This is a genomic window from Stenotrophomonas sp. Steno-Z4 (assembly GCF_056393145.1).
The window spans coordinates 88,669-106,372 of record NZ_JBWJPC010000004.1 but is presented as its reverse complement, the minus strand read 5'-3'; the positions used below and the strand labels follow the sequence as shown (position 1 = coordinate 106,372).

Annotated in this window: 17 protein-coding genes; 9 read left to right on the top strand and 8 right to left on the bottom strand. The window is 61.4% G+C overall.

Annotated features, from left to right (window positions below):
* Window positions 1-38: 38 nt before the first annotated feature.
* Window positions 39-356, bottom strand: coding sequence for a winged helix-turn-helix transcriptional regulator (locus AC06E7_RS11270; protein ID WP_249834295.1), 318 nt, complete (start codon window positions 354-356; stop codon window positions 39-41).
* A gap of 154 nt (window positions 357-510) precedes the next feature.
* Between AC06E7_RS11270 and AC06E7_RS11265 the strand changes: the two genes are divergently transcribed.
* From AC06E7_RS11265 to AC06E7_RS11230, 8 genes are all read left to right on the top strand, one after another.
* Window positions 511-1,242, top strand: coding sequence for an SDR family NAD(P)-dependent oxidoreductase (locus AC06E7_RS11265; RefSeq protein WP_478064739.1), 732 nt, complete (start codon window positions 511-513; stop codon window positions 1,240-1,242).
* A 164-nt stretch (window positions 1,243-1,406) separates the two neighbouring features.
* Complete coding sequence (locus tag AC06E7_RS11260; protein WP_478064738.1) at window positions 1,407-2,288, top strand: hypothetical protein; 882 nt, start codon at window positions 1,407-1,409, stop codon at window positions 2,286-2,288.
* Between the two features lie 117 nt (window positions 2,289-2,405).
* The gene (locus tag AC06E7_RS11255; RefSeq protein WP_478064736.1) at window positions 2,406-3,161 is read left to right on the top strand and encodes a hypothetical protein; all 756 of its coding nucleotides are present in this window, start codon (window positions 2,406-2,408) and stop codon (window positions 3,159-3,161) included.
* An 86-nt stretch (window positions 3,162-3,247) separates the two neighbouring features.
* Entirely contained in the window at window positions 3,248-3,841 is a 594-nt protein-coding gene (locus tag AC06E7_RS11250) for a hypothetical protein (RefSeq protein WP_478064734.1), read from the top strand.
* Between the two features lie 642 nt (window positions 3,842-4,483).
* Window positions 4,484-5,089, top strand: a complete 606-nt coding sequence (locus tag AC06E7_RS11245; protein WP_478064732.1) for a hypothetical protein — start codon at window positions 4,484-4,486, stop codon at window positions 5,087-5,089.
* Between the two features lie 300 nt (window positions 5,090-5,389).
* A complete protein-coding gene (locus AC06E7_RS11240; protein ID WP_478064730.1) occupies window positions 5,390-5,899 on the top strand; it encodes a TIR domain-containing protein in 510 nt (169 codons plus the stop codon).
* A 13-nt stretch (window positions 5,900-5,912) separates the two neighbouring features.
* Complete coding sequence (locus AC06E7_RS11235; RefSeq protein ID WP_478064728.1) at window positions 5,913-6,770, top strand: macro domain-containing protein; 858 nt, start codon at window positions 5,913-5,915, stop codon at window positions 6,768-6,770.
* Window positions 6,770-7,219 (top strand): HIT family protein, encoded by a 450-nt coding sequence (locus AC06E7_RS11230; RefSeq protein WP_478064726.1) that lies wholly within the window; start codon window positions 6,770-6,772, stop codon window positions 7,217-7,219. Before AC06E7_RS11235 ends, AC06E7_RS11230 begins: the two co-directional genes overlap by 1 nt.
* A gap of 266 nt (window positions 7,220-7,485) precedes the next feature.
* Here AC06E7_RS11230 and AC06E7_RS11225 read toward each other — a convergent pair whose 3' ends face one another.
* The 6 genes from AC06E7_RS11225 to AC06E7_RS11200 all read right to left on the bottom strand — a co-directional run bounded on the left by AC06E7_RS11225 (window position 7,486) and on the right by AC06E7_RS11200 (window position 15,574).
* Window positions 7,486-8,295, bottom strand: a complete 810-nt coding sequence (locus tag AC06E7_RS11225; protein ID WP_478064724.1) for a hypothetical protein — start codon at window positions 8,293-8,295, stop codon at window positions 7,486-7,488.
* 680 nt (window positions 8,296-8,975) lie between these two features.
* On the bottom strand, window positions 8,976-10,073 hold the full coding sequence (locus tag AC06E7_RS11220) for a DUF4062 domain-containing protein (RefSeq protein WP_478064722.1): 1,098 nt from the start codon (window positions 10,071-10,073) through the stop codon (window positions 8,976-8,978).
* Window positions 10,074-10,304: 231 nt separating this feature from the next.
* On the bottom strand, window positions 10,305-10,691 hold the full coding sequence (locus tag AC06E7_RS11215) for a DUF1622 domain-containing protein (protein ID WP_478064720.1): 387 nt from the start codon (window positions 10,689-10,691) through the stop codon (window positions 10,305-10,307).
* A 307-nt stretch (window positions 10,692-10,998) separates the two neighbouring features.
* Complete coding sequence (locus tag AC06E7_RS11210; RefSeq protein WP_478064718.1) at window positions 10,999-11,787, bottom strand: CHAD domain-containing protein; 789 nt, start codon at window positions 11,785-11,787, stop codon at window positions 10,999-11,001.
* A 44-nt stretch (window positions 11,788-11,831) separates the two neighbouring features.
* A complete protein-coding gene (locus AC06E7_RS11205) occupies window positions 11,832-12,296 on the bottom strand; it encodes a hypothetical protein (protein WP_478064716.1) in 465 nt (154 codons plus the stop codon).
* A 101-nt stretch (window positions 12,297-12,397) separates the two neighbouring features.
* Complete coding sequence (locus AC06E7_RS11200; RefSeq protein WP_478064714.1) at window positions 12,398-15,574, bottom strand: autotransporter family protein; 3,177 nt, start codon at window positions 15,572-15,574, stop codon at window positions 12,398-12,400.
* A gap of 279 nt (window positions 15,575-15,853) precedes the next feature.
* Here AC06E7_RS11200 and AC06E7_RS11195 point away from each other — a divergent pair, with 279 nt between their 5' ends.
* On the top strand, window positions 15,854-16,228 hold the full coding sequence (locus AC06E7_RS11195) for a hypothetical protein (protein ID WP_320458676.1): 375 nt from the start codon (window positions 15,854-15,856) through the stop codon (window positions 16,226-16,228).
* 5 nt (window positions 16,229-16,233) lie between these two features.
* Here AC06E7_RS11195 and AC06E7_RS11190 read toward each other — a convergent pair whose 3' ends face one another.
* The gene (locus AC06E7_RS11190; RefSeq protein ID WP_478064712.1) at window positions 16,234-17,625 is read right to left on the bottom strand and encodes a metal-dependent hydrolase family protein; all 1,392 of its coding nucleotides are present in this window, start codon (window positions 17,623-17,625) and stop codon (window positions 16,234-16,236) included.
* Window positions 17,626-17,704 lie beyond the last annotated feature (79 nt).

Sequence of the window (17,704 nt, the reverse complement as noted above, 5' to 3'; positions counted from 1 at the left end):
GCCCAACACGCCAATGGGAGCGGCAGGCTTACGCAAGTTCAATGCTTGCCTTGGTCGTATCGTGTGCACGCGGCTTCAAGCTCACCGCCGTTCTTCAAGGCCCAGCTACACAGCGCTTCAAAGGGCTGCTTCAGGGAGTGACCAAGAGGGGTGATCGCATACTCGACGCCAATTGGTGCGGTTGGCAGTACGGTCCGCGTTACCAGGCCATGTCGCTCGAGGCGCTTAAGCGCGTCTGCGAGAGACTTGTGCGTGATTCCGTCCAATCGGCGCTTGATCTCGTTGAAGCGGGACGGTTTCGGGCAGATCACGGTAAGAATCATGATCGTCCATTTGTCCGCGATCTTCTCCAGCATCGGTCGTACCTGCGCCATGTCAGAGAGGACTTTCGCAGAGCTCTCAGCCGAACAGGTATCACCGGGTATATCTAGGCTAGCCATGGTGCGTTCTTGATACTTGATATCCAGCGTATATCTTAGCAGCACTCTTGGTTTTTACAGGTGCTCTCGAATGAAGAAGATGGACGGAAAAGTTGCCCTGGTCGTTGGCGGTGCAAGGGGCATTGGCTTGGCCGTGGCTGCTCGGATCGCTGCGGAAGGCGCAACGGTGTTCATCACCGGGCGTGACCGCAAACAGGTGGAGGAGGGCGTCGCAGCGATAGGTCCAGGTGGCCGTGGAATCGTTGCCGATGCAAGCGTCCGTGAAGACATCGATCGGGTAATGAGAGAGGTTGGCAGCCAGTTCACTCGTCTCGACGCCCTCGTACTGAATGCAGGCCTGAGTGAGCCGGCATCACTTGCCGAAGTGACCGAAGAACACTTTGATCGACACTTCTCGGTGAACGTGCGCGCCCAGATCTTTGGCCTTCAGAAGGCCCTTGGCTTGCTTCAAGAAGGTGCAGCCGTGGTGCTGATGGGGTCGGTAGCAAGCTCACTCGGCATCGCAAACTACGGAACCTACGCCGCAACGAAGGCTGCCCTTCGCTCGTATGCACGCACCTGGGCGGCAGAACTGGCCCCCCGCGGCATCCGCATCAACGTGGTGGCCCCAGGGCCTACAGATACCGAGATGATGGAGCGAGTCCCTGATGAGATGCGTAGATCAATCGTCGCCCCGATTCTTCTCGGTCGAATGGCCAAGCCCGCCGAAGTCGCTTCTGCGACATTGTTCCTTCTCAGCGACGAGTCGAGCTTCATAACGGGCGTGGAGTTGTGCGTGGATGGAGGCATGGGCCAAGTGTAGGCATCAAGCGGTTAGCTGTGGATGCGCGGGCTGGGCATTGAGCGTGGGGGCCGGGCGGGTGAGAGGGCAACAAGCGGGGCGCCGGCAGCGACGCCCCGGCTGCCGTAATGGCGTTCCGTGTGAAACGCTAAGATGAGGGACGATCGACGGACGAACCTGGGTTCATGGCAGCAAAGCACATTTTCCTGGCACTGGCGGCAGCATCCCTGGCCTTGGTCGTGTGGCTGACATGGAAGCCCACCTCATTCCCCACCCATGCCGCCCAAGCGGAGACGCCGGCCCACGAGCCCGCACCGCCAATTAAAGCCGGTTCCTCGCAAAGGCCTGACTCCACCAAGACCAGTCCCCAGCGCGCCTGGTTCCTGGCCCTGAAGCAGCGCGCCGACGCGGGCGACCCAGCCTCTCAGCGTCTGCTCGCGCAGGCCTACGACAGGTGCATGTACATCAATCCAAACGTCGGACAGTACAAGGAGCGGATCCAGCGCAGCATCCGGAGCGCGGAGACCGAAGAAAAGGCGACCGTGTTGGGGTACCTGCTGGAACACGCTCTGCAGGAGTGCGCTGCCGTGGAGGACGGGGCACCGATCGAATGGGAAGACATGCGCCTACTGTATGCGCAGGCGGCACAAGGCGGCGATCTGCCTGCACGGGTCGCGGAGACCGTCTTCAATCCACAGCCACCACTGAGTAAGTTCCAAGCGGCTGCCCTGCTGGAAGAGGTGCTGGCGTCCAACGATCCTGCGGCGATGTTCGCCTTGGGTGATGCCATGGGTGAGTTCTTCGGCATGCAAGTTGCCGAGCCCTACACGGCTCTAGCCGACGGCGAGCTCGCGGGGCGCGCCTGGCAGGTCGCGGCATGCCGCATGGGCCTTGAGTGCGGACCAGAGAGCCCGCCTGCCAGCAGGCTGTGTCTGCTGCAGGGCTGGTGTTATGAGGGCACTTTCGAGCAGGCCACACGTAGACGGTTGGGAACCGATGCCGAACGCGAAGCGTTGGACCGCCAGGTCGAGGCGATCCTGCGCGCGATGCCACCCGGCGCAGCGTAGAGCCGGGCTCTCCCCTTCGAAGCTTGGGGGTGAGGCCATCCCGAGCTTGTCGCCAGGATCAGGCCTCCCATAGGGGATATACTCCCCCTCAACCATGATCCAGGATGGATTTGCCCTATGCGTTTCACTGCAGCAGCCAGTTCGCTCGTCGTTCTACTGTCCATGGCGTCTACCGTCCCGGTCTCTGCGGCGGAACCTGACATATTCGGTATCAAATTAGGGGCACCATTGGCGCTGCCCCTTTGCCAGCTATCCATTCCCGCCCCAGCTGCCCCCAGAAGCAACAAAGGGATAGGGGCCAGGGCGTTCAACAAGCTGATGACCCCGCCGCCGGAACCGCCGAAGGCCACCCCACCGGCAACAGGGTTGTGCGTCGCGCCCGGCACGACAAACATGGCTGTAGGCAATACCGAATTCGCGGCAGGCGAGTACGGTTACCTGGTCTTCGCCACGGATGAGTTCCCGGCGTGGGTTGCGCCCATCGGCATGGCGATCGGCGCGGGCGCGGATGACGCTTTTTCTCTGGAAGGTGCGGGCGGCCTGGTTCTACTGCGCAACGGGCGAGTGATCGCCCTGCGCTTCAACACCACCGGGTTCGAGGCGCAGCCGCGTGTGATGGAGTTGCTCAAGCGCAAGTTCGGTTCACCCAGTGCGGAAAAAGCGGTGACCTGGAACAACGCTCTGGGCGGCAATCGCGAATCGATTTCCGCCCAATGGCGCAAGCCTGATTTCTTTGCGGATTATTCTTCGGTCGTGCAATCGCAGCCCATGCGAGCACAAGGGCTGTCGGGCGGAATCGGGTTCCTGAGCATCGGCAATGATCTTGGGCAGCAAGTTCTGCAGCCTGCTGCCAGCAAGGAAGCGGAGTTCTAGGTCGCGCAATCCCGAGTCCTGACCGTGAACCCTGCGGTCCGCAATGGCCAGATGAGGGATCTCTGACAATCCAAGGAGGCTTCAGGATGAAGATTGCAAGGGCAACCGCCGCGAAGGTCCAAGCCTTGCGCGTGATCCTGCTATGCACGCTGGTGCTGACAATGCTCGGCTGCAGTCGCATGAGTGAGTCGTGGAAAGAGGAAGTGCGGCTGTCCGACGGCCGGCTGATCGTGGTGAAGCGCACTGCGAAGGGCACCATCACGCGGGATATCGCGATGCGTGCAACGGGCTGGAAGCCAAAGGAGACGACACTGCGGATCGCGCAGGTGGATGGCGCTGCCAAGCCTCCTGTGTGGCGATCGTTCCTGATCCCGGTCGTCATGGACTACGACCCGGCTTCATCGACGTGGTCGGTCGTAGCCACTTACATGTGGTGCAGCACCTGGTACGACATGGGCCGCCCAACCTCGCCATACGTGCAGTACATCTCGGTTGGCGGGGAAGCGTGGCGAGTCGTGCCCCTGCAACCGGGCTGGGTTGGCAGGCGCGCGAATCTGCTGACCCACATTCGACCGACAGGCGAATCGGGCCTGGTCCGGGAGCAGTACAAAGAAATGCATTGGCGCACGAGTTCCGACCAGTATAAGTCGATCTCGACGTCCTGGAAAACCAACTGCTAGTGCGTCTATACGTGTCGGGGAACACCCTATAGGACCGTCGCCCGAATCCGTGAAGAATCGGTATGGGAGAAACGAGGAGGTAACATGGACGTTCGTTTGCTGGCGCTCACGGCTGGGGTGTTGATGTCGTCGATTGCGGCTGCACAGATTCACACGGCCACGGGTCATGCACCCCGGCCACAACCCGGTGCCAAGAAGCCGGCGCACAACTCGATGGCGAAGACGACCACGCCGTTCAACTGCCAACAGTACCGGTGGCCGAACCACCCGCACCCGGGTGTGAAGCCTTACTGCGACCGGATCGAAGCTCGAACCCTGCAGGATGAAGCCCGGCGTGCAGGTCGCCCCGGACCGTCCGACGATGTCATATCTCTACCGGCACTCGGATCTAATGAGGCAGCGCGATCAGGGCGCGCCTGCGTGGGCGGGCAGGCGATGCGGAAGCTTCCTAACGGATGGGAGCAAGTTTCGTCCACATCCGGCGGCTGGCAGCGGTGCAGAACGCGATAGCTGGGGCGTAGCCCCGAATTTCCTTACGCCCCTGGACGCAGGATTGGAACACCACTTGCTGTAGGGACTTTCCCGAGTGCACTTTCCGTTCCGTCAGGAGAAGATCGACAGGTTGCCTCAATTGGACTGACAATGGATTGGCTCAAGGGTCTTCTCGAAAGCATGCCGGGTTTGACGTTCGTAGTACCGGTCTCCGCAGCCGCATTGGCAATACTCCGATGGTGTCTTTCCAGGCATGATGTGCAGTTCGTCCGCAGGAAGGACTTTCTCAGCCATTGGACGGACCCGAGCAAACTTGATGACCTGTCGGTCGAGGTTCTTATCCGGCAGTTGACCGGGACCTATCTACCTGCGGTAGTGGTGCGGCGTGTTTGCCAGCAATCGAATCGGGAGTCGGCCCAAACCCTACTTAGGCTTTCTACAATGTGGCCTCTGGTGCAGTGGGATCATCTAACAGGCACAGCTTGCTGGAAGCCGATGGCGAACACTTCGCTTGCTCGTTCCACTCGGCGCGCCCTAGTATGGCTGTGCTACTTTGCCAGCTTCATCGTCGGGGGCGGACTTCTTCTCTCTGTGGCAACTCAGAAGCTAACCGATACCCTTGCCATAACGGCTTCCGCCTGGGGTGTGATGTTGGTCTTTGCCTCCGTTGCCGCACTCATTAGGACAGATGTCTGGGGTGCGGCGAGCGAGTACGGCGAATGCATGATTCGCGCAGCAAATGGCGAAGAAGATTAATCTACTCCAATTACTTGGCGGTCTATCGCCCCTGCAACCCAATAGCGTGACTCTGATCGCGAGGTAGAGTAATGCCAATACACAATTCAAGCGTCAGCGCCAGTAAAGCCATTGCCGGTCAACACGCCAGCATATTTCTGAAGGTCAGATTATCCCTACATCATGAAGGGGCGGCATTCCGGCACAATCTTACCCATGGGTTGCGACGTTTCCAAGACGTTACCAGGTAGACGCAGCCACACTACATGGCTAATGCGCATGGTGCGCGCGACAGTGGCACGACTGAGGGGAGTCAATCGGATGAGCTACAAGAATAAGACCTACATCGCTTTTGCAAGCGAGGACATCAAGTATTACCGCATGATGGAAGCTTGGCGGGACAATGACAAGATCGAATTTGGCTTCTTTGATGCGCATGACCTGTTTGTTTCCCGGGATAGTAGTACATCTGAAACGATCAAAAGAAACTTGCGCGAGCGTCTCAAAAACGCCAAGCAAGTCGTGCTGCTCGGAAGTGCAGACGCTAAGAGGAAGGGCGGGAATGGCAGTTCATTTTTGGCGCACGAAATCGAAGTGATCAAAGAATTCGACCTACCGGTCATCGTGGCCAATCTAGATGGTGATCGCTCGGTCGATCGTAACTTCATCCCAAAGCCGTTGCTTGATGTCGACTACTACACTATGTCCGTCTCGTTTCAGATGAAGATCATTAAGTACGCCCTCGATCATCATCCGGCAGCCTATCCTGCCAATAAGGGGAAGGGTCCGCATCAGTACAAGCCATCAGTCTATGAAGGCCTTGAACTTTAAGGGATTGATCGGCATGAAAGAACTTCTGCAAGACATGCAGACCCGTCGGTTTTGGCTGAAATTTCTGACCAAGACTTTCGCGCTACTCGGCACGGTAACCGTCGTCGTGAAAGGCGTAGTGGCATTGCTGCCAGAGCGCGCAGACTGGTTCGGTGGCGGGACCGTTTTTGTGATCGTCTTGATTTGCTGCACTCTGTTAGGGTTGGCACTGAGTTGGCCACGTCCAGTCCAATGCGAGTATGCATCACCTCAGACCAAGATCAGCATTGTCAAAGGAGATCTATTCGAGCAAGACGGGGATATCGTTGTTGGAATCGCCAACTCCTTTGACACCGAGATTCCTCATATAATCGAGCAGAAAAGTCTACTCGGGCAGACAATCGCGCGTTTGTATCGCAACGACTGGAAACGCTTGGATGCCGATCTCGAGACCGCGCTTAGTACGAAGCCGGTGATTGGCACCATCGAGAAGCCAGGTAAGCGAAATCTCTACGAACTGGGCACCGTTGCCACCGTAGCTAATGGCCCCCGCCGGATCTTTTTCTCGGCCTACTCGGAGATGTCGGGCAATAATAATGCCAGCACAAATATTGAGGTAGTAACTAAGAGTCTTTACATGCTTTGGGACGAAGTGGGCCGCAGAGGCAACGGTCAGCCGGTATCGATCGTGCCTTGGGGTGGCGGACTGTCAAGAATATCGCGCGTTCTGCCAGCACAAGACTCAATTCGTTTGATCATACTCACCTTCATGTTCGCCTCTCGACACCAGAAAATCAGTGATGAGCTGACGGTGGTAGTGCCTGAGCCGTTCTTCAATAGCTTGGATCGGCTAGAGTTACAGGCGTTCCTGAATTCGCTGAGGAGTTCCTGATGAGTGAAGGCCTCGTGCTTCCGAACAATGGCGGGTGCGCGTTTTGCGATTACCTAAGCGGTAGGCGCCCCTACACTGTGCTGAGGCGAGATGATCTAACCGCAACGCTGGTCACGCGTGAACAGCGCGGAGAGCCGCACTTGCTGGTGATCCCAATTGCTCACCGCCCCACCTTGCTTGAGCTGCCGGACAATGAGGCTCTCGCGCTTATGATTGCAGTTCGTGACGCGGCACGACTGATTGATCGCGCATACAAGCGTCCAGGCATCGCGGTATGGCAGAACAATGGCGTGGACGCAGATCAAACCATCCGGCATCTGCACTTCCATGTTGCCGGAACCCTGGACGGGGGAGGGACCGAGCGCGGGAAGGTGGCAGAGCTGTCGGTGGAAGAGACCAATGCAATTGCTGAGAGATTACGCCAAGGCATTGCTTTACTTCCAATGTAGAGATCAAGCGCCAGATTCCGGTAGAGCAGGGCGCCACGAAGAGCCATCATGGACGACTTAGGTAAGAGATGCAGCCTGCGGCGCGGCGGCAGTGTCGCCCCTGGTGCGGCCGTGGAGTTCCGGCAAGATATGGTCATCCAAGGTGTGGCTTGACAGGATGAGTTGTCGCGACAGTCCAAAACGAACCAGGTGTGACGCATTAGGTATGCAGAAGCGCTTCCCACTTCTGACAGTTCCGGAACAACTCCACGGCAGACGATCAGCCGTCAACCTTGCTCCCCAGAATCAGTCGCGCGCGCATTCGCCGCCTGTTCGGCCTCTTCGTTAGCCAACGGAACAGTATCAAAACGGACAAACTTTTCACCCGGATAAAGCTCCTTCGCAGCCTCGCGCAGTCTATCTTGCAGGCTCGGAATGCTCACGTTGCTGCCGTCAATTTGCTCACGCATCGAGATCGCACCCTGAATGGCGCCTCCGTATAGGTACTCCCCTAGTGCAGCCTCCACTTCACCGCCCGAGACGCGCTTCCCATTGCCAATCAAACGTGCAAATGCAGGCTGAACCTTCTCCACATAAAACTCGTTTCTGTGCCGTATCATCGCCATCACCTGATCGAATCGTTCTTGTTCAATTATCAATTCAAACAAGATCTGCGGCCTCTTGGAGTCAAGTAGAAAATCCAAGTCATCGAATCGCTGTCGCATATCCACATGGTCGGGAGGCTGCGATGCTGGGAAGTTAAAAGCTAACTCGATGTCCAACTTGTACGGAAGCATCAAGTCCCGATATGTCCGCACTTCGTTGTGTTGATAGCCAAGTACGACCAGTGCCCGATTGATTGCCGACTTCTGCATCCGCACTTCCTTCGCTTTGTCGCGCGACTCCTCTAGCCGAAACGCAAGTAAGGCGCCAGCGAACGTTCCGAATAGAGCAAATAAGCCGGCGGCTAGATCCTTTCGTTCAAAGGAGCCATCAGCAGCGAACAGAACTACGGCGATCGACGCGGCAGTGATGATCGCGGCATAAGAAATCCATGGCGGGAGCTTTGGATACTTTGGCATGACCGAAGGATACATCTTCTTGGACTCTCAGCGGCGCGTTGTTTCAATACACGAACACCGCACTGCTGCGGGGGCTAAGTGGCCAAAAATGATTTACTTTGAGGTTCGCCACCGGGCTTGCGGCCACGCAGAACCTAAAGGTGGCGGGCGACCGAGGTAAATTTGAGTCCAGCCACTCGCAGCGGGTCCCTCATACCAATTGACGCAAGGAAAGGCAATGGAGCACTACCAATTCTTAGGAATTCCGGAGTTCCATCAGCCGAGCGTGAGATTGAGATGTGCGATTGTCACTATTCTTGGGAATGGCTCACCGCCAAGGCAGCACGTCAACTTCTCGATCGTCAACATCGGCGACCGCCCAATACGCGTAACTAACATTGGATGGAGGTGGGGGTTGCTCAGAAGGCGCTTCGCGGTGCAAATACCGGGAGACGCACCACACATCAATAGTGTGCTCCCGGTCGACTTGACTCACAGCCAAACTGCAAATTGGATTGTAAGCGCCGAGGATTCGCATAACGGAGAAACCTGGGCGCAGGACTTCAGCGGGAAGATGATCGCGGGCCGTTGGTCTTGGATAAACCTGCTCACGATGTGAGCGCAGGGATATACATCAACCGAACATGTCTTTTCTGTTCGACCTTCCGGTGATTTGATAACGCTCCTTCGCAAGTCCGCGCTCGATGCGGTCGTCCCTACATAGCTTGCGGGTGAGAGGGGACTGCCCGAAGCTGATTCATGACCGTTGTTCCATATGGCGTAAGTGTCCAGTATCCACCACGATCCTTTACGCTGCGACTCTTTGTACTGTGTGTGATGTAGCCGAGAGCGAGGAATTGCACGACGATCGTCTCGAGGTCGGTAGGCGATACATTGATCTCAGCCTTCCTCCAAACCTTATGACCTGCGCGCGCCTCATCAAACGACGTGTTTTCCTGTCCGTCGTTGGCAGCCTCGAATAGCGCGAGCACTCGCTCGCGTATCTCACTAGTAAGCCTCGCCTGCAGTTGATCAGAGGTCGCCTCGTGGAGCAGGAGAGGGCTGATGACAAAGAAGAGGTCATTCCAGGTCAAAGGGATAGTATGATCCCAGGAATAGTCCACGTACTCATGGGCATTCCACTTCCGCGTGTCGTATTTGACGTTGATCTCCATCACTTCTTCATGCTGCGCCAAGCCAGCGGCACCCTTTGGTGGCTCTGTGCGTGATTTACTAAGCTCTGCTTCTAGCTCCTCAATCCGCTTGCGGAGCTTTAGCATCTCAGCGGTGGCTTCGGTGCTAGGAACCTTGTCACCTCGAACCCAGCCCACGCCCGGATGCTTCTTCTTCAGCGCAATCAAGCTGCGACTCACGACCGACCCCAGTTCATGGGCCGTGGTCCAAGACTTGCACATCCTTTTTTGAGCTAACTCTCGGAACGCAGTGAGCTTCTGGCGGCCATCGTCGCTCGTCTCGCAGCGCCCTGCAGCTATCCCAGCGGGATCTCCATGCAGGAAGGCGATCACAGGCTTGCCGGTTTGAACCGCATACCGATACTCCATCTCTGTATAGCTGAGACCGTCGGGGCCAATGCTGCCGTAGCGACCGCCAAGGACGGCGATGTAGTAGTCGCAGTCATCTATCACACCCTTGATAAGCGACCATTGATCTTCATTGGCCGCAGGGAACAGCTCCATGCCCGAAGGAATGCAGTCGAGCTCAAGCAATGCGTGCATCACTTCTTGGCGCTCTGCTTGCAGGTCGTGGTAGGTCGAGCTAACAAATACCTGAAATTTTCTGTCGTCCGTAGACATAGTGCCTCTCGAGAAAACCCGAATGCTGAGTCTACCGACTGGAAAGACCGTGCGGCGCCCGAGGTTCGTTGGAAAGGCTGTGACCCCAAACTTGGCGGTCCCGAGGGGAAATGACTTGGGCGCCCTCTATTTCGCATAATGTATATTATGTAAGACGCAAGTTGTGTTCATAGGGAACGCGCATTGCAGCCAGAGGCTCCCAGCAATCCCCATGCTCGCCGCACGCCCTGGCTACTTCTCCTCTCCCGCCGGCGTGCGATCCAAGGGGCGTTTCCATGGCCAGAACCCTTCGACTTCCAGGACCACCGACCAGCTGAGGAAAGTGCGGATGATGACAAGCAGGCCCAGGGAAAGAATTGCGCGCATCGTGCTGTCCAGCGCAACCGTACGGATGATGTCCGCCGCCACCAGTATTTCCAGACCCAGCAACAGCGCCCGTCCGAGCCTGCGACGGAACCGTTCGTAGCTTTCCACGCGGTCCTTGTGCTGCACGGCCAAGGCGATCACGTAAACCGCTGTCGACACCATGATGGTCACGACGATCAACGCGATTGCCAGCAACTCTATCGCCAGAGCCGACCATTCGACCCAATGGATCGCAGCCTCTTCGCTCAGCATGAAAATGCTCCGGAAGGTCAGTGTTCCCATTCCAACTGGACGCCCTCAGCGAGCGCCAAATCGGCAAGCGTCTGCAATCCAGCCGCAGCTTGCGAGTGTCTAGCCTGAGGAGGTTCGGACAGGGCAACCAGCGTTTAAATACCTAGCCCAGGCCAGTAAAATTACGTGGCTTGTCATTGGGGTGGCATGGGTGACATTGTGGTGAAATCTGCAGCTACCGGCGGTCAATCTATCCCTTTGTACGCGTTCAGCAGGCGGTCGATCCCGGCTCGCGTGATGCGTCACGCAAATGGGCGGGAACTGCAGGTCAGGGGCTGACCTCGTCGCGTTGCCGCTCGATCTGGAGCAGCACGTCGGCCTTGCCCTCTTCCGCCGGCATCCTCCGGACCAGGTTCCGCAGCATCTGCAGGTCCTGAAGCCAGCCCAGCCCGTCACTGGTCTTGTGCAGTGCCTTCGCCTTCCTGTTGCTGGCAACATTGCCCGTGGCATCTCCGCCCAACGCACCGAGCGCCTGCCCGGCATCGAGTTGCATGCGCAGTCGTCGCACACGTCTTCGCCAACGGTGGATGGCTTCGGCGTCACCGTCCGAAGCCGCGCAGGAGGCCGCCCGCTTCACCCGTCGCTCGCTGCGTGCGAGCGCGGCCCGAACGTGCCGCCGTCGCAGGCGCTCCCATGGCTGGGCCTCAAGCCGCTGCAGAACGCGCTCGATCGTGCTTCGCCTGCGTGCAAATTGCGGGTCGATGGCCGCAGCCTGCTGCAGAATGCCCGCGCGCCTCTCCTCAAGCGTGCTCACTACCGCTGCCCACGCGGGACCGGGGTGCAAGGCCTGAAGCCGTTTGGCCGCCTCGACCACCACATGAGCATCCCGAAGCGCTGAAAGGCTTTTGCCGAGCCGTCTGAGCGAGCGATCCTCCCCCTCTAGCTCGAATTCATCCTCATCCAGCAGCGCCAGCACCGCCCGCATGCGCCGGATGGCTTTGCGTGCCGCATGGATGCCTTCGTTCTGGTCGTCCGGCGCAGCCAACGCTGCCACGACACGGGCGCCGTCCTGCGCCAGGAGCTCCCGCGCTACCGCACCAGGTGCATCTGCCAGCATGGGTGACTCCGCGCCATGACGTCGCCAGAGTGTATCGAATCCGCTCAGCCCGGCCCCGGCGTGTCGGGCTGCTCAGGATCCAGCTGGGCATCCAGGACACGTTCGACAAACGCCACCGCATTGCGCAGCACCTCGTCGAAGTCGGCCGCTTCGGCCACATCGGGCTGGATCCAGCGCTGGTCCCGCAACGCGACCACGAACACGAAGGCGGGCTTGCCCTGCGGCTGCCACGCGGTCACATGGAAATCCTGTGCACGATACGACGCATCCAAGGTGGCGCTGGCGACAGTAGCCTGCCCGGCCTGCCGCGACGCGTCGCCCCATACGTCGCCTGCCTGGGCTGCCTGCTCCTGATCCCGCACCTCAGCCCCGAAGCGTACCAGCCGGGCGGCTGGCAGGCGGCTGTACCTGCCGCAGGACACATCGGAGATGCCGCACAGCTCGGGCGGGCGCGGGCCACGCAGCTGCACCATGCCGGCGGAGGTACGGTTGGAAGTCAGTCTGGACATCGGGCCTGCCCCACTAGCGATCACCTGGCCTGAGTCTGGCGGCGGGCCCGCTCCGGCGCATCAGTAAAGCCGCGGGACCTTCGTGCGTACTCTTACTTAGCTCACCATCGATAGCGTGCGCCAATCCGCAGAATGGTCTCCGCGTAGTGCTGGCCGCCTTGCTGGTAGCCCACGTTCGCCCATGTGCTCCAGTCGCGCCCCAGCCATGCGTTCACGCCGAGCTTCAGCTCGTAGCGGTCTCCCGGGTACAGGTCTCCCAGTTGCACGCCATTGAACGCCAGCCGGTCCGGGACACGGTCATGCCACCAGTTCAAGGTCAGGTAGGGCTGGAACCGGTGGTCGCCGGACACCCACGTGCGGTGCGTACGGACGCCAAGCCGCGAGACCCATCCGGTGCCATCGGTGCCGGAGACGCGGGTGCCATTGACCTCGACGGGGTCGTCGTCGTTGTACTCAAGGCGCACCAGTTGCAGTTGCGGCTCCAGGAGCCACTCGCTGCCCTGCCCCAGCCGCAACGCATAGCCCGCTTCTGCGGAAAGGGCCCACGTGCGCGCGTCGTACCTCACCTCAGGCAGGCCGTCGCCCTGCACCCTGTTGCGATGACGGCCATGGATCACCCAACCATCCAGGTACGGCCCGGTCTCCCCCGGTGCGTTCGCATACCAGGTGCCGTAGGCCCCCACACTCCATCCCTCGGTCTTGCCGCGTGACCGCGCGGGATTGCCGGCGGCGGTCGCGTCGGTGTCTGCCGTGCCATGGCCCAGCATCCCGCCAAGGTGGAACGTGCCCCGCCCGGTGCCGGTCTGCCAGCGTCCTACGTCACTGCCCACCTGCACCAGCGTGGCGTCGGTATCGATATCGAAGGCGCCGTCGCGGCTGCGACTGCGGCCATCGCGGCCGACTACGCGCAGCCATGCCGAGGCATGGGTCGTGTCACTCTCGTCATCGTTCCGACCAGGCCATCCGTTCTCGCCCACGCGGTCGTGGAGGCCGTGTACGAACAGGGCAGCGGCCTGCCGCTGGTTCGCCAGGTACGCTCCCACTTCGGGGCGATACAAGGGCTCGATTTCCTGTGAGGGGGCTTCCGGGACGACCGGCGGCGATGGCGGCGCAGGCGGTGTTGGCGGCAACGGCAGCTCGGGTGGCACGGGCGGGTCCGGTGGCACCGGAGGCGTCGGCGGAACGGGAGGACCTGGCGGCGGTTCGGGCGGCGGCTCCGGCGGCGGCTCGGTAGGCAAGCGCTGCGAGGTCAGGAACCATGCCTGCGGGCGTGACGCGTCACGGCTTCCTCGAACCAGCTGGTATTCGTATGGTCCTTCCACCACACGCTGCAGCAGCGCGAACGCATCCACGCTGGTGGCCGCACCATTCCGGGTGTCGACCAGCAGAATGCCGTCGCCGCCGGTCAGTGCACCCTCGCCGCCGCTGCGAAGCACGCGCAACCCGGTCTGGCCGCTGGCGGTGCCGCCCGCGATCACCAGGCGATCCGACGGTGAGCCGTCGCCCGCCAACCAGGTGTTGAGCGTGACCGCCCCGCCCTCGCCCACATACCCGGTCACCGTGAGGGTCTTATAGCTCGCAAGGCTGGCGGCAGAACCAACGGGCATGCCAAACACGATGTCAGCTGTCCGGTTGGCCAGCCGGGATACCACCGAGGAACCGGTCATTGCCCAGCGTGTCCCGGCCTGCAACTGCATCTCCGAATAGCTCCCGGGCTCGGTCAGCGCAGCCCCGTCCAGCGATGCGCCGGTGGCGGTCAGGCCGAGACTGCCGCTGCGCGCGCCGACCGCGGCCACGCTGAAGAGGGTGCCGCTGCCACTTCCCACCTCCACGCCCTCTGCCAGCGTCAGATCCAACCGCGAACCGGCCACCTGGATGGCGGGCGCCTGCGCACTCACCAGACGGCCGCCGGACAACGAGGCAACGTTGGAACGGGTGGCGCTGGTCGTGCTGGAATACAGCCCTGCAGCGTCCGCGCCCTGCGTACGGATCACGCTGTCAACGGCAGTGATGCTGCCGCCGGAGACAACCGCGAGGCCGTGCGCCATGGCATTGAGGGTCGTCACCCTCGCGCCCTGCAACGTCACCGTGGGGGTTCCATCTACGAACGGGCTGCCAGCCGCCACGGCACCGTAGGCGCCACTGCCGGACGTGATGATCGTTCCGTTGACGAAGCGCAGGTTGCCCATGGTCGCCGGTGCAAGAATGGAGTGCGAAGCGAATACACCGTAGACGCCATCGGCGGGAACCTGGACGCTGACCTGGTCAGCCACCAGTACGCCGCCCAGCGCGAACAGCCCCGCGCCCTGGCGCAGGAATGTCGTGCCAAACGTCGCGCCGCTGGGCTCGATGGTCCTGACAATGCCGCCATGCGAGTCGCTGATGGTGAAAGCAGCGTTGCTGATCGCCACACGCGACTGCGTGTCCGCCACCACCCCCATGCCGGCCCCCTGTACCGTCAGGCCGCTGGCTGTGATGTCCGCCCCGCGTGTGGCGGTGATGCCGGTGCCGGCAATCCCGGTGAAGGTGATCGATGTGCCATCCAGGGTGCCTGCGGGCACGAGGGTGTTGTCGGCGACGATGCCGGCGGAGCCGGCGTTCACCGTGGCCGGGTTACCCAGCGTGAGCTGCGTGGTTGCATCGGCGTACACCCGTCCGCCGTTGGACAGATACAGGCCCGTGACATCGTGGCCGCTGTTGGCAATGCGCGTTCCGTTGCGCGCGTCGATCACGCTGCCCGCATCCACCGCCATCAGTGCGGCACCACCCGGGGCGCTGTCCGCGCCGGTGAGTGCGATGCTGCTGCCGTCGACCAACACCACGCGGCTCAGACTGTCGGCACGAACTCCGTATGCGCTGCGGGAAAAATTGGCGGTGAGCGTCAGTCCCAGCGTGATGTCGCTGTTCTGCACGGCCCGCACGCCATAGCCGGAGACGTTGTTGCCCGTGGTGGCGTTGTTCATTTCCAGTACGATGCCGCTGCCGAGTGACTCGGTAAACCGGCTGTTGCTGACGCTGATGCCCAGCACCCCCAGCCCGCTCGCATTGAGTTGGATGAGGGTCTGCGGGCCCATCACCACCTGCCCGCCGTTGATCATGTCGATAGCATGGCGGGTGGAGGACGTGGAGGTGATGATCGTCGCGCCCGGACGCAGATCGATCCGCGTGCCGGGGTTCGTTGCCGACACTGCTGCATTCGTATTGGTGGCGCGCAGCTCGGTGCCGGGTGGGATCTCGCAGGTACCGGAGGAAAGGGCGACGCGGGCGGAAACCACCACGCAGGGATCGGCGCGGACTGGCGGCGCCACCCCGAGGGATGCACCCAGTGCAATCGCACAGCTGGCGCCGTACGCAGCCCTGCTTGGCATGACGGTCCTCTGCCGCCGCGCAACCCGGCGCGGCTACCTTGACCCCCATGGTCCTCCTGCGCCTGGCCGGCGACCATCCCATTGCCGCCCGGCACGCTCAGTAAATCTACTGGCCCGTTCTTCCACGCGCTTTTCATGCGCCCGGTACAACCCTGTGCGGAGTCCGGTTCACGCCGCGAGGAATGCCCCATGCTGCCCGCCCTGCTCCGACGTATCGCCGTACAGCTGTTCGACAATGGTGTGCTGCGGCTGATCTTCGAGAACACGCGCAACATGGCGGTGTCCTCGCTGATTACTGCCGCCGGGCTGGAAGTTGTCCGCGCGGGGCCGGGCGACCTCGACCTGGTCAATCCCACCGTGGCCGGCTACGTGGTGGTCACCATCGGGGTCAGCCTGCTGCTGCTGAACCTGGGCGACGGGCTGTGGCGGCTGAGCCGCATGAAGTCGCACCTGCTCCTGCAGATCCTGCTGTGCGGCGCCTACGCCTTCATCTTCTGGCGCGTGGTGTACCTGGTGCTGTACTTCAAGGCGGGCGGCGGGATGAGCATGAACACCGGTGGCTGACCCGCTCAGCGCGCATCCTTGTAGATCTTGCCGTCCTTCATGATCACGTTGAAGTTGGCGTCTGGATCGGTGATCACGTTGATGTCGGCCAGCGGATCGCCTTCGACCAGCAGCAGGTCCGCCAGCGCCCCCTCCTCCACCACCCCCACGCGCCCGGCATAAGGGCTGCGTTTGCCCGACAACGCCAGCAGCTGGGCGTTGGTGCCGGTGGCCATCACCAGCGCTTCGGCCGGCGTGTACCAGCGGGTCAGGCTGGCCAGGATGCGGTTCTGCTGCGAGGCCAACGCACTGGAAAACAGCACGTCGGTGCCGAAGGCGGTCTTGAGCTTGTACTTGATGGCGAAGCGATAGGTCTGGTCGGTGCCGGCGAACACCTCCTGCGCCTTCTCCCACTGCTCTGAGCCCTTCGGGAAGGCGTTGGCCAGCTCCGGGGGGAACGGCTGCGTGCTGAGCCAGGTGCCGGTATCGCGGATGCGGCGGGCAGTGGCGTCGTCCATCAGGCTGCCGTGCTCGATGCACTTCACCCCGGCACGGATGGCGCGCTGGATCGCTTCCGGGGTGTAGGCGTGCACCGTCACGTAGGTGCCCCAGTCGGTGGCTGCTTCCACCGCCGCGCGGACTTCCGGTTCGGTGAAGGTCACCACGTCCAGCGGGCTGTGCGGGGAAGAGACGCCGCCGCCGGCGGTGAGCTTGATCTGGCTGGCGCCCCGCATCAGCTGCTCACGTACCCGCACCCGCAGCTCGTCGGGCGTATCGGCAATGGCGCTGTCACCCAGCACGTCATGGCGCGAGCCGGGCTGGCCTACGGTGCGCGGCAGGTCGGAGGCCTCACGGAAATCGCCGTGGCCGCTGGTCACGGTGATCATCGCGCCGGAGGGCCAGATGCGCGGCCCGTCGGCATGGCCGGCGTCGATGGCCGCTTTCAGACCCCACACCGCGCCGCCAACGTCACGCACCGTGGTGAAGCCGCGCAGCAGCGTCTTGCGGGACTCTGCCCCGGCCACAATGTTGATGTAGCCGGTATCGGCCGTCATCAACGTCTGGATCGGGATACCGGCGAACATGCTGTGCCAGTGCATGTCGATCAGCCCGGGCATGAGGGTGCGGCCGCGCCCGTCGATACGGCGCGCGCCGGGCGCGTCGATCGCACCGGCCGAGATGCGCGCGATGGTGTTGCCCTGCACCAGCACGTTGCTGGGTGCGGAGAGGCGGCCGTGGGTGCCATCGAAGATGCGCACGTTGGTGAACAGCGTGGCGGCAGGTGCCACGCCGGTCGCCGGCGGCGGGGAGGCATCGCCCTCCGGTGCCTGCTGCAATGCCGAATGCGCGCCTGCCGACGCGGCAAGGCCGATCGAAACCAAGGCACCCAGAATCCGGACAGTCAGTCGTTGCGACATGGCACTGCGCCCCCGTGGCGGTTGTTGCGCTGGTATAGGAGCGGGCACGTTAGGGCCATGTGTTTGCGGAAAATACTGG

Excerpts from the sequence above, each read along its gene's own strand:
- AC06E7_RS11235 (WP_478064728.1), top strand. The coding sequence starts at position 5,913 with ATGAAAGAACTTCTGCAAGACATGCAGACCCGTCGGTTTTGGCTGAAA.
- AC06E7_RS11220 (WP_478064722.1), bottom strand. The coding sequence starts at position 10,073 with ATGTCTACGGACGACAGAAAATTTCAGGTATTTGTTAGCTCGACCTAC.
- AC06E7_RS11210 (WP_478064718.1), bottom strand. The coding sequence starts at position 11,787 with ATGCTGGCAGATGCACCTGGTGCGGTAGCGCGGGAGCTCCTGGCGCAG.
- AC06E7_RS11260 (WP_478064738.1), top strand. The coding sequence starts at position 1,407 with ATGGCAGCAAAGCACATTTTCCTGGCACTGGCGGCAGCATCCCTGGCC.
- AC06E7_RS11205 (WP_478064716.1), bottom strand. The coding sequence starts at position 12,296 with ATGTCCAGACTGACTTCCAACCGTACCTCCGCCGGCATGGTGCAGCTG.
- AC06E7_RS11215 (WP_478064720.1), bottom strand. The coding sequence starts at position 10,691 with ATGCTGAGCGAAGAGGCTGCGATCCATTGGGTCGAATGGTCGGCTCTG.
- AC06E7_RS11225 (WP_478064724.1), bottom strand. The coding sequence starts at position 8,295 with ATGTATCCTTCGGTCATGCCAAAGTATCCAAAGCTCCCGCCATGGATT.
- AC06E7_RS11195 (WP_320458676.1), top strand. The coding sequence starts at position 15,854 with ATGCTGCCCGCCCTGCTCCGACGTATCGCCGTACAGCTGTTCGACAAT.
- AC06E7_RS11240 (WP_478064730.1), top strand. The coding sequence starts at position 5,390 with ATGAGCTACAAGAATAAGACCTACATCGCTTTTGCAAGCGAGGACATC.
- AC06E7_RS11270 (WP_249834295.1), bottom strand. The coding sequence starts at position 356 with ATGCTGGAGAAGATCGCGGACAAATGGACGATCATGATTCTTACCGTG.
- AC06E7_RS11190 (WP_478064712.1), bottom strand. The coding sequence starts at position 17,625 with ATGTCGCAACGACTGACTGTCCGGATTCTGGGTGCCTTGGTTTCGATC.
- AC06E7_RS11230 (WP_478064726.1), top strand. The coding sequence starts at position 6,770 with ATGAGTGAAGGCCTCGTGCTTCCGAACAATGGCGGGTGCGCGTTTTGC.
- AC06E7_RS11245 (WP_478064732.1), top strand. The coding sequence starts at position 4,484 with ATGGATTGGCTCAAGGGTCTTCTCGAAAGCATGCCGGGTTTGACGTTC.
- AC06E7_RS11250 (WP_478064734.1), top strand. The coding sequence starts at position 3,248 with ATGAAGATTGCAAGGGCAACCGCCGCGAAGGTCCAAGCCTTGCGCGTG.
- AC06E7_RS11255 (WP_478064736.1), top strand. The coding sequence starts at position 2,406 with ATGCGTTTCACTGCAGCAGCCAGTTCGCTCGTCGTTCTACTGTCCATG.
- AC06E7_RS11265 (WP_478064739.1), top strand. The coding sequence starts at position 511 with ATGAAGAAGATGGACGGAAAAGTTGCCCTGGTCGTTGGCGGTGCAAGG.